This is a genomic window from Novosphingobium sp. BL-A-28-Hi1-0D (assembly GCF_055521755.1).
Map to the genome: position 1 here is coordinate 237,175 of NZ_CM145502.1, position 13,905 is coordinate 251,079.

A 13,905-nucleotide genomic window follows, 5' to 3' on the forward strand; every position below is an offset into this window, starting at 1 on the left:
TCTTGGCCGAGTGCCCTTGTCATTGCGGAACGCGACGCGATCCTTGTTCGGATCGAGGAGGGAGCCATCCTCGCGCATGGTACCCGCACCGAATCTTGGCGCAAGACGCACCAGTCGGCCAAAAGGGGCCCGCCCCGCACGGGTTGTCGCAGGCAGCCCCCCGGACAGAGTCGCCTTGCTTGGACGGGCAACCGGCCCGCCCTGCACAACGCACCTAATCGAGAGGCTGACTGCGACAATCGCGGTGAACCAGATTGGTCGGAGAGTGCTCTAAACCCTGACCTCAACCAGTTCTCATGGGAAGAGGTGCCTCATTCTCGCACGCGATGCCGCACGCCTTCTATTGCACCGCGTTTGTGATCCCGACGACCGAGAACGTCGCGGACGTCACGATGCCGAGGAACTTCTGGAAATCTGCCGCAGGCGCACTTGAGACAAAGACTACGTCCTTGTCCCGTAACGCGAAACTCTGAGAGAGGAGCAGACTCGAAGGATTACTCAAGTCCAACCGGTAGACCGTGGCAACCTTGCCGTCCTGGCGTGTCTTGCCTTGGGCCAGGGGGCCGACAACCTCCGCATCCTCATAGCGGAAGACGAAGATGCCTTTGATGTCCGCGCGGTCGTCGCGCAATCCGCCGATCCGGCCAAGCGCCTCGGCAAGTGACATCCCGGTAGCTTCGAACGGTACTTGCGCGCTCAGGTTGCCGGCCCCCAAAGCCGTAAAGCTGAACGGCTGGAACAGTACTGCGACGACATCTCCAGGCCGCAAGCGGATATTCTGCCGCGGGTCTCTGATCACGTCGTCGAGAGGCATGGACAGCGTGGTTGCGGCCCTGGTCATCTGAACCGTGGTCTTTCCGACAGGTTGGCGACTGCCTCCTGCCGCCGCAATCGCGTCAAGCAACCTCTCGCCACGCGACGTGAGCGGAACGCGCCGTGACGCGGCCACTTCGCCCAGCACTGTCACTGTTCGCGCTTCATTCTGGGAAATGCGGACAAGTGCTTGGGGGGCATTTGCCTTGCCTTTAAGCCCGGCAACCAGATCGCGTTCGACCTGGCGCGTGGTTCGTCCGGCTACGGCAACGCTGCCGACGAACGGAATGGTCACTCGGCCATCGTTCCCCACCATCTGCTGGGGAAGATTGAGCGACTGGGAGGTTGCCAACCCGGCAAGGCCCCCGCCCGATCCGAACAGGAGGGCCGGCGGCGCTTCCCACAACGTGATGTCAATTGAATCGCCCGACCCGATAACGGTCGGATCGGCATCGGCATCGCCCAACGTCTCCGCAAAGCCGTGCCGGACGTGCATGGCGCCAAGCCGGGCGACTGCGCCGGCATCGACATCGACCAGCGCAATGGCATTTTCCGCACCCGGCTTGCCGGCCCGAACAATGCTTGCAGTGCTTGGCCCCGAACCGCCGAACGCAGCACACCCGTCGAGGAGACCGACGAGCGACAGGCCCGCAAGGCACCGCCACATGCTGCCACGCGACGGTTGGCGACGCTCGGCGCTGGTGGAGGTCTTGACGCTTCGGTGCATGGATTGCTTCCCGTTGATCTGCTTTTGGCGTGATGCGGACATGCTTGTCAGGCGATCCGGCGATAGAATTCGGCAAGGCGCTGCGCATAGGCGGCAGCGCTGTAGATTTCTGCACGGAGCCGTCCACGTTGTGAAAGATCCGACCGCAGGTCCTCACTCCCGTCTATCTGCAGGATAGCCCTTGCGATCGAGTGTACCTCATAAGGGTCGACCAGCAGGGCCGCATCTCCGGCCACTTCCGGCAATGACGATGTAGTGCTTGTGATGACAGGGGTTCCGAGCGCCATTGATTCCAGAACCGGCAGGCCAAAGCCTTCGTAAAGCGAAGGAAAGATCGTCGCACGCGCGCCTGCGATCAGCATGGCCAGCATGTCGCGCGGCAGGTAACCAAGCCAAATGATCTTCCTGCCGCCATCAAGGCCAACCAGTGACTTGAGGAACTTGACGTCCTGTTCGCCTCCCCAGCCGGGCCCTCCGACGATCACGAGGCGCGACTCCGCCGAGCTGGCGAGATAGGCTTCGAGCAGACGGGCAACATTCTTCTTCGGTTCGATCGCACCGAAGAAAAGGAAGTACTCGCGCAGGCCGACGCCCAGCAAACCCTCGACGTAGCGGGTGATAAAGGCTTCATCGATGCCTTCAAGCGTCGATGCGATGTCGCTTGCCTGATAGAGGTTCGATACCCTGCCGGGATCGACGCCGAGAATGTTGATGAGGTCGGTCCGCGAGGCTTCCGAAACGGTGAGAATATGGTCGGCCTCGCGCGCGATCCGGTGGCAGAGCCGATAGTAGGCCCGCTTCTTGTCGGCGGTGGTATAGGGCAGGCGCAAGGGCACGAGATCGTGCAGCGTGTACACATTGCGCGCGCCCGGAATCCTGACCGGCAGCGGATAAGTCCAGTGCGCGAGATCGATGCCCTCGACCGCCACGCTGGTCATCGCGCCGGTTGCCCTGAACGCCAGGTCGGAGCCGGTATAGAGGTCCTGCGCGTTCCAGTACTGCACCGCGTCCACCTTCAGACGCTGCGGCATGACGACCTGCCCGGACAACGGCACCGGTATCGCCTGAACCGGACGGACCGCCCCCTTGAGCGCACGCGCGAACTTCACCGCCTTGGTCAGCCCGGAGACACGCTTGCCCTTCATGTCCGGCTCGCCTTCGGCGAGCGCGATCTCGTTGAGCAGCGACACCCGCGAATTGCCCTGCGACGCGCCGAACAGCAGATGCACGTCATTGCCCTGCACCCGCACGGCCTTGGCAAGATTGCGCCCGTAAGTGGCAACGCCGGTGCCGTGCGGCAGGGCTATGTTGAAGGCGTCAACCAACACCTTCTGACCTGACAGCGACGCCTGGGCGTTTTCAAAAGGAATCATGAATAAAAATCGGGCAACGAGGAAATATCAAAGCCAAGCCCTGCCAGTTCAAGCATTGCATTCGCCGTGGAGCTGGAAAGGTGTGCTGCGCGCAGCAGGTGATGCTGCGCCTTCTCCATGTCTTGAGCCATTACATAGAGTCGGCCGAGTTGGAGATTGAGATCGGTATCATTTGGAGAAAGGGAAAACGCTTTCAGATAAGCACCTTCACTCTCGGATATCCGTTCTGCCTCTTTAAGGCAGTTACCCAATTGCACCCAATATGGGAAAGCGTGGGGCTCCAGTTTGAGGCCTTCCTTGTAGGCAGCTGCGGCATCATTCCAGAAGCCCGTGTCTCGCGAGATATCACCTGCTGCGAAATGGCGAATGGCTGCGCCCTTGAACGAATGCCGTGCCGGTACGCTGCTCGGGACGCGGGGCAGCCAGCGCGGCAAGAAGGGAGTGGACGGCACTGGCTCGGTGAGTTGCCGGGTTGACTGTCGCATGCTCCGAACGGTCACGCCCCTGAAGAGAAAGTTGCAGTTTCCGTGCTGCACTACGCGGACACGAAACTCCATGACGGCCGTCAAGCTGCTGACCGGGAACAAGAGGCGCACTGTCGGGGTTGCGCGAAGTTGTTGCACCGTCACGATCCGTCTGGCGCAAGGACCAAATCCATCCTGGCAGACATCCAGTTCCAGTATGACATTGAGATCGCCCGATTGCTCGGCCTCGATCTCGAAATCGGCGGCAAAATAGCCCCTTACAAAACTCACGTAGGGGCCGAAAATGGCGAATGTACTGTTGCTGGCCCTGTTTGCAGTGAAGGAAATTCCGCCTTCCGTCTTCCGACCGACCGAATGAGCGAACTCCACAAAGCCATAGCGTATGAAATCCACCGGCCCTTCGATATCCCGAAGGTCTGCCGCTTGCGGCCCTATGCGCAAAAGCGCCTTGTATGACTCTACGTCGTGAAGGGTGACGAAATTTTCCCCGTAATCAAAGGCAATTGTCGGAAGGCCAGAAGGTTCTGGCAATGATGCCGCAATCTCTCTGGCCCGATTGACCACTGTCGCTCGAGCAGGAACCCGGGCTTCCAGAGTATACGGCCAACGACCAGTCTTGCCTTGCAGACCTTGCCTGATCTGGTCGATCAGGACTTCAATCGAATATGTTGAAAGAATCTCGTTCTGGACATCGGCAACGCATTGCCGCGTTTCTGCGTCTACAAGGCATTCAAGGAACGAGGCCGCCTGACGAATATCCAATGTGTCCATCACGAAGGGGTGTTCGCGCATCAATTCGGCCAAAGCCGTGCGCCCCCAGGTTATGATCGGCAATCCGGCACGCATCGCTTCAAAGACGGGCATGCCAAAGCCCTCATGCTCGGAGAAGCAGACAAACACATCCGCCGTCTGGTACGAAAGAACCAGATCCTCGTGACTAGGCTCAGGACTCACTGATCACAGCCAGAAGAGCACGGTTGCGGCGAGTGCGAGGGCGGAGAAGAAGACGGTTGGACAGCGGTCGTATCGCGTTGCCACGCGTCGCCAGTCCTTGAGACGGCCGAACATGATCTCGATGCGGTTGCGCCGCTTGTATCGGCGCTTGTCGTACTTGACGGGGATGGAGCGGGATTTCCGGCCCGGAATGCAGGGCTTGATGCCCTTTTGCTCAAGCGCGTCCCTGAACCACTCGGCATCATAGCCCCGATCGGCAAGCATCCACTGTGCCTTGGGCAGGTCGTCGAGCAGGGCCGCTGCGCCGGTGTAATCGCTGATTTGGCCGGCCGTGATGAAGAAGCTCAGGGGGCGGCCGTTGGCATCGGTTATCGCGTGAAGCTTGGTGTTCATGCCACCCTTGGTCCGTCCGATCAGGCGCCCAAGATCCCCTTTTTTACCCCAAGGCTGGAAGCCGTGCGGTGAGCCTTGAGATAGGTCGCGTCGATCATGAGTGTCTGAGGTTCGGCCCTCTGGGCGGACAGGCCTTCCATCATCCGGCCAAACACGCCCATCGCGCCCCACCGTTTCCATCGGTTATACAATGTCTTGTGTGGCCCATACTCCCTTGGCGCATCCCGCCAGCGCAGGCCGTTCCGGTTGACGAAGATGATCCCACTCAGAACCCGCCGGTCGTCAACCCGCGGCTTGCCGTGGCTCTTGGGGAAATACGGCGAAAGGCGAGCCATCTGCTCGTCCGTCAGCCAGTACAGGTCGCTCATGCTCAGTCTCCTCGCGGAGCCTGAATCACATCCCCCTCAGCCAATCAATGGGTCCTGAGCCTAGAACAGGCCAGAAGTTAATGCAATGTGTGATGCATGTCCACCGGGGCTCCACTTGCAGGTGGCAAGCAAACTCGAAAGATCCTGATCTCGGATTCACACCGTTGCTGAAAACCGGTCGCGCTGCAGAGCGGCCAAAGGTGCCGATTTTGTACCGTGACGCAGAACCAGCCTTGAAGGATCATCTTCTGATCTCGCCTGGGCGCAGCGATCAACCGAGACGATTTCCGAGAGTATGACATGGCGAGCAAGGAGTTTGGGCATTCGCCAAAGAACCCGACGGAATTGCCGTTGCATCGCGCTTGCCTGCGGCGGCAGAGAAAGGACACACCTGCAACCTGGTGCCCCCCCTGCCTCACTGCCGCGCCAAAGATCCTGGCCAAGCCGGAAGCAAGCAAGTGGTGGCGGCGGCCAGATCGCCTCACGTCACGCTGACCCCGATCTTGGCGACGGCAGCCGGGGCGCGCGCCGCAGCGATACGGGATCCGACTTGGATCCCTGTAGATTTTCGACACGGGACAATCGGACAACGTGCTCAAGCAGGGCGGATAGCCGGTCGATCCGATCAAGACGGCAATTCGCCCCCTATCAGGGGCAGCCGGCGAAAAACCCTATCAAAACTTGGAAAATGGTGCCGCTTACGTGACTCGAACACGTGACCCCATCATTACGAATGATGTGCTCTACCGACTGAGCTAAAGCGGCATGCCCCTTGGGCAGGCGCGCCGTTTAGCCAGCAGTGGGGGGCTAGGCAACCCTTTTTCGCCGGGACTTTCGGTCAGGCAGCATTCGTCTCGCCAAGACCGCGCGTGGCGGCGAGCATGGCGGTGGTGATGCGGGTTATGTCGTCCTCGTCGGCGATGAGCGGCGGGGTGGTGTAGAGGACATCGCGGAAAGGTCGGAGCCAGACGCCATGGTCAATGCAGATTGCTGAAAGCCGGTCCGCAGGGGCTGTGCGATCAAGCTGGATCACGCCGATCGCGCCTCGCACGCGCACGTCCTTTACGCCTGGCAGGTTGCGCGCCGGGGCCAGCTGGCGTTCGAGTTGCGCGCCGATTGCGCAGGCCTGCGCTAAGCGCGGTTCGCTCTCGAACAGGTCGAGCGAAGCATTGGCGGCGGCGCAGCCCATGGCATTGCCCATGTAGGTCGGTCCATGCATCAGCGCATGCAGCGGATCGTCGGACAGAAAGCCTTCGTGAATGCGCTTGCTGGCGATGGTGGCGGCGAGCGGCAGGGTTCCGCCAGTCAGCGCCTTTGACAGCGTGACGATATCGGGCTGCACCCCGGCAATCTGGCATGCGAACATTGCATCGCCGAGGCGGCCGAGGCCGACGAATATCTCGTCGAAGATCAGCAGGAGATTGTGCGCATCGGCAAGGCGGCGCAGGGCCTGCAGCGTGAAGGGATCGTGGAAAACCATGCCCCCTGCCCCCTGCACCAGCGGCTCAACGACGATTCCTGCCAGCTCTCCTTGATGACGGTCGAGCAGTTCGTCCAGCGCGGCCTCGCCCGCTGCATCCTTCGGCAGGTCGACGACGACCTGTTCAAGAAGCGCGCCCTTGAACAGGCTGTGCATGCCCTCGTCAGGGTCGCACACGCTCATTGTGGCGAAGGTATCGCCGTGATATCCGCCGCGGAAACAGAGAAACTTCACGCGGCGTTGACCCCGGTTGAGCCAGAACTGGGCCGCCATCTTCATCGCGACTTCGACGGCAACGGAGCCGGAATCGCTGAAGAAAACGTGGTCCAGGTCCCCGGGCAGCAACCCGGCCAGGCGTCGCGCCAACGTATAGGCCTGTTCGTGCGCGAGCCCGCCGAGCATGACATGCGGCAAGGTTTCAAGCTGCTGTCTGACCGCCGCCTCGATATGCGGGTGACGGTAGCCGTGCACGCAGGCCCACCAGCTGGAAATGCCGTCGATCAGTTCGCGACCGTCCGTGAGCTTGAGACGCATGCCTTGCGCGGATGCAACCGGCAGTGGCGCACGCGCCGTCTTCATCTGGGTGTAGGGCAGCCAGACGTGCTCGCGTCCCTTTGCGTACCATTCGGGTGCGGTCATGGTTGTCCTGCCAGTCCTTCGATCAGGTTCTGCGGCGCGACGTGCCGCGAAAGGTCCACCGGGCGACGGTATCCCACGGGCCGCCCAGATAGCGATGCAGGGCAAGGCCTGCAAAGGCAAAGGCGCGGGGCTGGATCAGGGCGCCAAGCTCATCCTGAAGCGCCCATGCCTCCTTGCGCATCACCTTGTTCTGGACTGTCACATGGAGACGCGGCTCGTGACTGTCCTGAGCGCCGAGCATGCCATGGAAGTGGTGCGCGATTTCCGCACGGAGCAGCGTCAGATCGGGACTGTCGATGCGCAGTGCCGTGCCGGAACCGAGATCCATGACGCCCGACAATCGCGCCGCAACTGGCGGAGTGGATGCGGCAAGTGTGGAAAGCAATGCACGTGCTTCTTCTTCCAGGCGCCACGGCAAGGCGTGAAACAGCGTGACGTGGGCAGCGAGATGATTGCGTTCTGGCGGATAGTGAGCGTCGCGCAGGCGCGTGGTCCAGGCCTGAAGGTCAGGCGGCAATGTTGCCGTGACGATCAACGGCGCGGCGCTGGGGTTGGCTTGCTGCACGAACTCCGCTCTCGCACGATGGCTGCCGGTTGCATAGCGAAAGCGGGAACATTCGGCACAGTCGAAATGGCATGTAAAACGTGCCGCTCGGCAAAGCCGGAATGTTCCTCGGAAATCCGGGCAGACCGAAGTCAAACCCTGATGCCTCCGTAAAGGGACTTATACCGTTATTGGGTTAATTTGGAGAAACTTCTTTCCGTTCCGGACCAAATATCCGTGCAGACTAGAGTTCGCCGCGTGCCTTGCGAAGGGCGAACCATTTGGCGACATTGGCATTATGCTGCTGCAGAGTGTCGGCGAAGACGTGGCCGCCAGTACCGTCTGCCACCATGAACAGCGCTTCGGTTTCGGCAGGATCAAGCACCGCTGCTATCGAATCGCGCCCCGGATTGGTGATCGGCCCCTTCGGCAGGCCGACCATGGTGTAGGTGTTGTAGCCGTTGACGGCCTGAATTTCGGACTGGCGGATGCGGCGGCCGAGCGGCTTGCCCCTGGTGATCGGGTAGATGATCGTCGGATCGGCCTGGAGCAGCATGCCCTTGCGCACACGGTTCGAATAGAGCCCTGCAACCATGCGCCGCTCTTCGGGCTTGCCGGTCTCCTTCTCGACGATCGAGGCGAGAATCAAGGCTTCCTGCGGTGTCTTGGCGACGGTACGGGGCGAGCGCTTGGCCCAGAGTTCGGCCAGCGTCTTGTCCATCGCCGCCTGCATCCGCTTGAGCACGGCGGCGCGCGGTTCGCCCTTCTGCCAGTCATAGCTGTCAGGCAGGACGGAGCCTTCCTCGGGTGCGGAAATCGTACCGGTGAGGTCCTTGTTGGCGGACAGCCTCTCCGCCACGAGCACCGAGGGCATGCCTTCCGGGATCGTGATAAGGCGACGGATAACCTTGTCGCCCTTGAGGATTTCAAGGACCGTCGCCTCGCTGGCACGCTTGGGGATCAGGAAGGAGCCGGCCTTGATCTCGGTGCCACCGCCAAGCAGCTTTGCGCGCAGCTTGAACACCGTTGCTGAGCCGATTGCACCCTGCGTCTGCAGGTCATCGGCCAGCGCGCTGAGCCCTTCGCCCTCGCCCACGTCAAATTCGATCTGCTGTTCGAGCGGTCCTGCAGAGTACCAGCCCCCGACCAGCCACGCGGCGGCGGCCAGCAGGACAAAGGCTGCCGCAAACAGCGGCAGCCTTGATCGACGACGGCGGGCCATCGCTTGCTTTCCTTAGTCTTCCAGCGCCTTGACGATCACGCTGGCATTGGTCCCGCCAAAGCCGAACGAGTTGTTCAGCGCGGCGCGGACCTTACGCGGGCGGGCCACGAGCGGCACGAGATCGACGCCCTCGGTGCCTTCGTCAGGGTTGTGGAGGTTGAGCGTCGGCGGGACGATCTGGTCGCGGATGGCGAGGATGCAGAAGATCGTCTCGACTGCTCCGGCACCGCCCAGCAGGTGACCGATGGCAGACTTGGTGCTGCTCATCGAAGCGCCCGAGAGGTCATTGCCCAGAACGCGCTTCACGGCGGCGAGTTCGATGGTGTCGGCCATCGTCGAAGTGCCGTGGGCGTTGACGTAGTCGATGTCGCCCGGCTCCATCCCGGCCTTGCGCATGGCCATGCGCATGGCGAGTTCGGCGCCCTTGCCTTCGGGGTGCGGCGCGGTGACGTGATAGGCGTCGCCCGAGAGGCCGTAGCCGACGACTTCTGCGTAGATCTTCGCGCCGCGAGCCTTGGCGTGCTCGTACTCCTCGAGCACGACGACGCCAGCGCCTTCGCCCATGACGAAACCGTCGCGGTCCTTGTCATAGGGGCGGCTCGCTTCGGTCGGGCGGTCGTTGTAGCTGCAGTTGAGCGCGCGGGCCTGTGCGAAGCCGGCAACGCCGAGCGGGTTGATCGTGCCTTCCGCACCACCTGCCAGCATCACGTCGGCATCGCCGTCCTTGATCATGCGCGCGGCGTCGCCGATCGAGTGTGCCCCGGTCGAGCAGGCGGTAACCACGGCGTGGTTCGGACCCATCAGGCCATACTTGATCGAGACTTGCCCTGAGATCAGGTTGATCAGGCGTCCGTGAACGAAGTGCGGCGAAACGCGACCTGGGCCCTTTTCGTGCAGGACAATCGATTCGCTCTCGATTCCCGGAAGTCCGCCGATGCCCGAACCGATCGAGCAGCCGGTGCGGATCTTCAGGTCGTCGTCCATGTCGACAAGCCCGGCGTCTTCGAGTGCCTGCCCTGCGGCATCGATGCCAAAGACGATGAACGGATCGACCTGGCGCTGGATCTTGTGATCGACGCGCTTGCCGGGATCGAAGCCATACTCATGATCGGCAGGCTTCACCTCGCAAGCGATCTTGCACTTCTGGTCGCTGGTGTCGAACTTCGTGATAAGCCCTGCCCCGCTCTTGCCGGCGAGCAGGTTCTTCCACACGGTTTCCACGTCCGCACCCAGCGGGGTAACGAGGCCAAGTCCGGTTACGACGACACGACGCATTGAAATCTCCGGAAAATAAGCAAACAGGCCCAGCCCCTGAAATAGGGCTGAGCCTGCCGAAGTCCTCCCCTGCCCGGCGATTCACGCCTTGGGCAGCCCATCGACAAGCTCAGGGCGTAACGGGGAAAGGGGCAATCAGCCCTTGTTTTCGTCGATGTACTTGATCGCGTCCTGCACGGTCGAGATCTTCTCGGCCGCATCGTCGGGGATCTCGACGCCGAATTCTTCTTCGAACGCCATCACCAGCTCAACGATGTCTAGCGAGTCAGCGCCCAGATCGTCGATGAAGCTGGCTTCTTCGGTGACCTTGTCAGCCTCGACGCCGAGGTGCTCGACAACGATCTTCTTAACGCGGTCGGCGGTATCGCTCATGAAATGCCCCTTCGAAGGAAAGCGTTGGTGTTCTGTTTCGGAGTTCGCCCTAATCAACGCGAAGGGCGCTGGCAAGAGGCGCGCTGTGGATCACCACGCCGCGCGCCCCATCTGCCTCATCCTTTGGTCTGTTCGACGACGCGAATGTTCAGTTCGCGAAGCTGCTTGAGCGCTGCCGGAGAGGGCGCGCCCATAAGCAGGTCCTCAGCGCGCTGGTTCATCGGGAACAGCGTGATTTCGCGTAGATTCTGAGCGCCACAGATCAGCATGACGACACGGTCCACGCCTGCTGCCATGCCACCGTGCGGCGGTGCGCCGTACTGGAATGCGCGGTAGAGGCCGCCAAAACGCTCCTCGACGTCCGCCTTCGACAGGCCGACGATTTCGAACGCCTTGACCATCGTTTCAGGCGACTGGTTGCGGATCGATCCCGATGCGATCTCGTAGCCGTTGCAGACCAGATCGTACTGGTAGGCATTGATCGTCAGCGGATCCTGCGTGTTCAGCGCTTCAAGTCCGCCCTGCGGCATCGAGAACGGGTTGTGGCTGAACTCGACCTTCTTGTTCTCCTCGTCCCATTCGTAGAACGGGAAGTCGACGATCCAGCACAGCTCGAAGCGGTCCTTGTCGATCAGGCCGAGTTGATCGGCCACGCGCGTGCGGGCAGCGCCAGCAAGCTTGGCAGCCTGTTCGGCCTTGCCAGCGGCGAAGAAGCAGCCATCGTCCGGACCGAGGCCAAGCTTGTCGAACAGCGCGGCCATCTTCTCAGGCCCGTGGTTCTTGGCAATCGGGCCGCCGAACTCACCGCCCTTGCGGGTGACGTAGCCAAGGCCTGCATGGCCTTCGGCGCGCGCCCAGTCGTTCATCTCGTCGAAGAACTTGCGGCTCTTGTCCGCCGTGCCGGGGGCCGGGATCAGACGCACGACGCCGCCGGTGCCGACGATCTTCTCGAACAGACCGAAGCCCGACTGGGTGAACTCTTCCGAGACATCCGAGATGATGATCGGGTTGCGCAGGTCAGGCTTGTCCGAGCCGTACTTGAGCATCGCTTCGGCATAGGGAATGCGCGGGAAGCTGCCGGTGGGCGTGACCTTGCGGCCATTGGCAAAAGCTTCGAACACGCCGCCGATCACCGGCTCCATCGTTTCCCAGACTTCTTCCTGGGTGACGAAGCTCATCTCGAGGTCGAGCTGGTAGAACTCGCCCGGCAGACGGTCTGCGCGCGGATCTTCGTCGCGGAAGCACGGTGCGATCTGGAAGTAGCGGTCAAAACCAGCCACCATCAGCAGCTGCTTGTACTGCTGCGGTGCCTGCGGCAGCGCATAGAACTTGCCCGGATGGATGCGGCTTGGCACAAGGAAGTCTCGCGCGCCTTCAGGGCTTGATGCCGTCAGGATCGGGGTCGAATACTCGGTGAAGCCTGCCGCTTCCATGCGGCGGCGCATGTCCGAGATGACCTTGGTGCGCGTGACGATGTTCGCGTGGAGCGTTTCGCGGCGCAGGTCGAGGAAGCGATAGCGCAGGCGGATGTCTTCCGGATATTCCTGTTCGCCTGCCACCGGCATCGGCAGCTCTTCGGCGGCGGAAAGCACCGTGGCACCGCGCGCATAGACTTCGATCTCGCCGGTCGAAAGGTTGGCGTTGATCGTGCCTTCCGAGCGCGCCTTTACGTTGCCGTCGATCGTCACGACCGATTCCACGCGCAGCGCTTCGAGGATCGGCAGCGCGGGGCTGTCCACGTCGGCGACGATCTGGGTCATGCCGTAATGGTCGCGCAGGTCGACGAACAGGACGCCGCCATGATCGCGCTTGCGGTGCACCCAGCCCGAAAGACGGACGGTCTGCCCGACATCACCGCGCGAGAGGGCGCCGCAGGTATGGGAACGATAAAGGTGCATCGAAACTCTTTCCAATCGGTCTGCAATCGGGCAGGGGGAATGGGCGGCTAACAGGCGATGGCCGCGCATTTGTCAAGCCGCGCTCCCTGACGGGAGCACCACCGGGCCGCCCTTTGGGCGCGCCATACAGAAAAGACCGATGAAGATACATCCCCTGATCACGACGACCGACGCTCTGGCCGATCTGTGCGAGCGTCTGGCCAAGGCCGATTTCATCACGGTCGACACCGAATTCATGCGCGAGAACACCTACTGGCCCGAACTGTGCCTGGTGCAGATCGCGGACGACAAGGAAGCCGCAGCGATTGATCCGCTGGCGCCCGGCATTGATCTCAAGCCCCTGCTCGACCTGATGTGCGAGAACGAGGATGTGCTGAAGGTCTTCCACGCCGGCGGACAGGACGTGGAAATCATCTACAACCTGACCGGCAAGACCCCGCACCCGATCTTCGACACGCAGATCGCGATGATGGCGGTCAGCCAGTCCGAACAGATCGGCTATTCGAACCTCGTCGAATCGTGGCTTGGCCTGTCGATCGACAAGGGCGCGCGCTTTACCGACTGGTCGCGCCGCCCGCTGACCGAACGCCAGATCGAATATGCTATCGGCGACGTCACTCACCTCTCCAAGATCTTCCCCAAGCTGCTGAAGCGCCTGATCAAGACCGGTCGCGGCGAATGGCTTGATATCGAGATGGAGAAGCTGGCGGACCCGGAAAACTACCGGATCGACATGGAAACCGTGTGGCAGAAGATCCGCGCGCCCAGCCGCAATCCTGCCGTGCTCGGCCGCCTCAAGTCGCTCGCCGCATGGCGCGAGCGCGAGGCGATGGACAAGAACATCCCGCGCGGACGCATCATGCGCGATGAAACGCTGGCCGACATCGCCAGCCATCCGCCACGTGACCAGCACGATCTGGCCAAGGTACGCGGCCTCTCCACGGGCTGGAAGGACAACGACATTGGCCGCCGCCTGATGCAGACGCTGGCGGATTCAAAGCCGCTCACCGAAGCCGAAATGCCGCCCAAGACGCCGCGTGGTGCGCCGCTGGGCAAGGAAGGCGCACTGGTCGCCGACCTGCTCAAGCTGCTGCTCAAGATCCGCAGCCGCGAGATCGATATCGCCGCGCGCCTCCTCGCCCGCACCGACGATCTGGAACTGCTGGCCGCCGGACAGCGCAAGAACCTGCCGATCCTCGAAGGCTGGCGCTTCGAGCAGTTCGGCCGCGATGCGCTGGAACTCGTCGAGGGCAAGCTCGCCTTCGCGGTGGTGAACGGCAAGCTGAAGATGGCGCATATCGATGATATCGGCGGCTCTTCCGCAGAGCCGGAAATTGTCGTTCATGTGGATGAATAGGCCCA

Annotated in this window: 11 protein-coding genes and 1 tRNA gene; 1 reads left to right on the forward strand and 11 read right to left on the reverse strand. The window is 61.9% G+C overall.

The window, feature by feature from the left end:
- Nucleotides 1–340: 340 nt before the first annotated feature.
- From ACZ1JW_RS01130 to aspS, 11 genes are all read right to left on the reverse strand, one after another.
- Nucleotides 341–1,540 carry a polysaccharide biosynthesis/export family protein gene (locus ACZ1JW_RS01130; RefSeq protein WP_465141657.1) on the reverse strand — a complete coding sequence of 400 codons (1,200 nt, stop codon included), beginning with the start codon at nt 1,538–1,540 and terminating at the stop codon, nt 341–343.
- A gap of 47 nt (nt 1,541–1,587) precedes the next feature.
- Nucleotides 1,588–2,868 carry a glycosyltransferase family 4 protein gene (locus ACZ1JW_RS01135; RefSeq protein WP_465141658.1) on the reverse strand — a complete coding sequence of 427 codons (1,281 nt, stop codon included), beginning with the start codon at nt 2,866–2,868 and terminating at the stop codon, nt 1,588–1,590.
- 41 nt (nt 2,869–2,909) lie between these two features.
- Nucleotides 2,910–4,352: a tetratricopeptide repeat protein gene (locus ACZ1JW_RS01140; RefSeq protein WP_465141659.1), complete on the reverse strand. Its 1,443-nt coding sequence runs from the start codon at nt 4,350–4,352 to the stop codon at nt 2,910–2,912.
- Nucleotides 4,353–4,355: 3 nt separating this feature from the next.
- Nucleotides 4,356–5,113, reverse strand: a protein-coding gene (locus ACZ1JW_RS01145) for an IS5 family transposase (protein ID WP_465140710.1) whose coding sequence is annotated in 2 segments (ribosomal slippage) — nt 4,356–4,780 and nt 4,780–5,113 — 759 coding nt in all. Because the reading frame shifts where the segments join, the coding sequence is not laid out codon by codon here.
- Between the two features lie 689 nt (nt 5,114–5,802).
- A tRNA-Thr gene (locus tag ACZ1JW_RS01150) sits at nt 5,803–5,878 on the reverse strand.
- A 73-nt stretch (nt 5,879–5,951) separates the two neighbouring features.
- Entirely contained in the window at nt 5,952–7,232 is a 1,281-nt protein-coding gene (locus ACZ1JW_RS01155; protein WP_465141660.1) for an adenosylmethionine--8-amino-7-oxononanoate transaminase, read from the reverse strand.
- 22 nt (nt 7,233–7,254) lie between these two features.
- Complete coding sequence (locus ACZ1JW_RS01160; RefSeq protein WP_465141661.1) at nt 7,255–7,797, reverse strand: 2'-5' RNA ligase family protein; 543 nt, start codon at nt 7,795–7,797, stop codon at nt 7,255–7,257.
- A 223-nt stretch (nt 7,798–8,020) separates the two neighbouring features.
- The gene (mltG, locus tag ACZ1JW_RS01165; protein ID WP_465141662.1) at nt 8,021–8,998 is read right to left on the reverse strand and encodes an endolytic transglycosylase MltG; all 978 of its coding nucleotides are present in this window, start codon (nt 8,996–8,998) and stop codon (nt 8,021–8,023) included.
- Between the two features lie 12 nt (nt 8,999–9,010).
- Nucleotides 9,011–10,273 carry a beta-ketoacyl-ACP synthase II gene (gene fabF / locus ACZ1JW_RS01170; RefSeq protein ID WP_465141663.1) on the reverse strand — a complete coding sequence of 421 codons (1,263 nt, stop codon included), beginning with the start codon at nt 10,271–10,273 and terminating at the stop codon, nt 9,011–9,013.
- Between the two features lie 135 nt (nt 10,274–10,408).
- Nucleotides 10,409–10,645: an acyl carrier protein gene (locus ACZ1JW_RS01175; protein ID WP_168853306.1), complete on the reverse strand. Its 237-nt coding sequence runs from the start codon at nt 10,643–10,645 to the stop codon at nt 10,409–10,411.
- A 116-nt stretch (nt 10,646–10,761) separates the two neighbouring features.
- Nucleotides 10,762–12,543, reverse strand: a complete 1,782-nt coding sequence (gene aspS / locus ACZ1JW_RS01180) for an aspartate--tRNA ligase (protein WP_465141664.1) — start codon at nt 12,541–12,543, stop codon at nt 10,762–10,764.
- 139 nt (nt 12,544–12,682) lie between these two features.
- Here aspS and rnd point away from each other — a divergent pair, with 139 nt between their 5' ends.
- Complete coding sequence (gene rnd, locus ACZ1JW_RS01185; protein WP_465141665.1) at nt 12,683–13,900, forward strand: ribonuclease D; 1,218 nt, start codon at nt 12,683–12,685, stop codon at nt 13,898–13,900.
- The last annotated feature ends 5 nt before the right edge of the window (nt 13,901–13,905 follow it).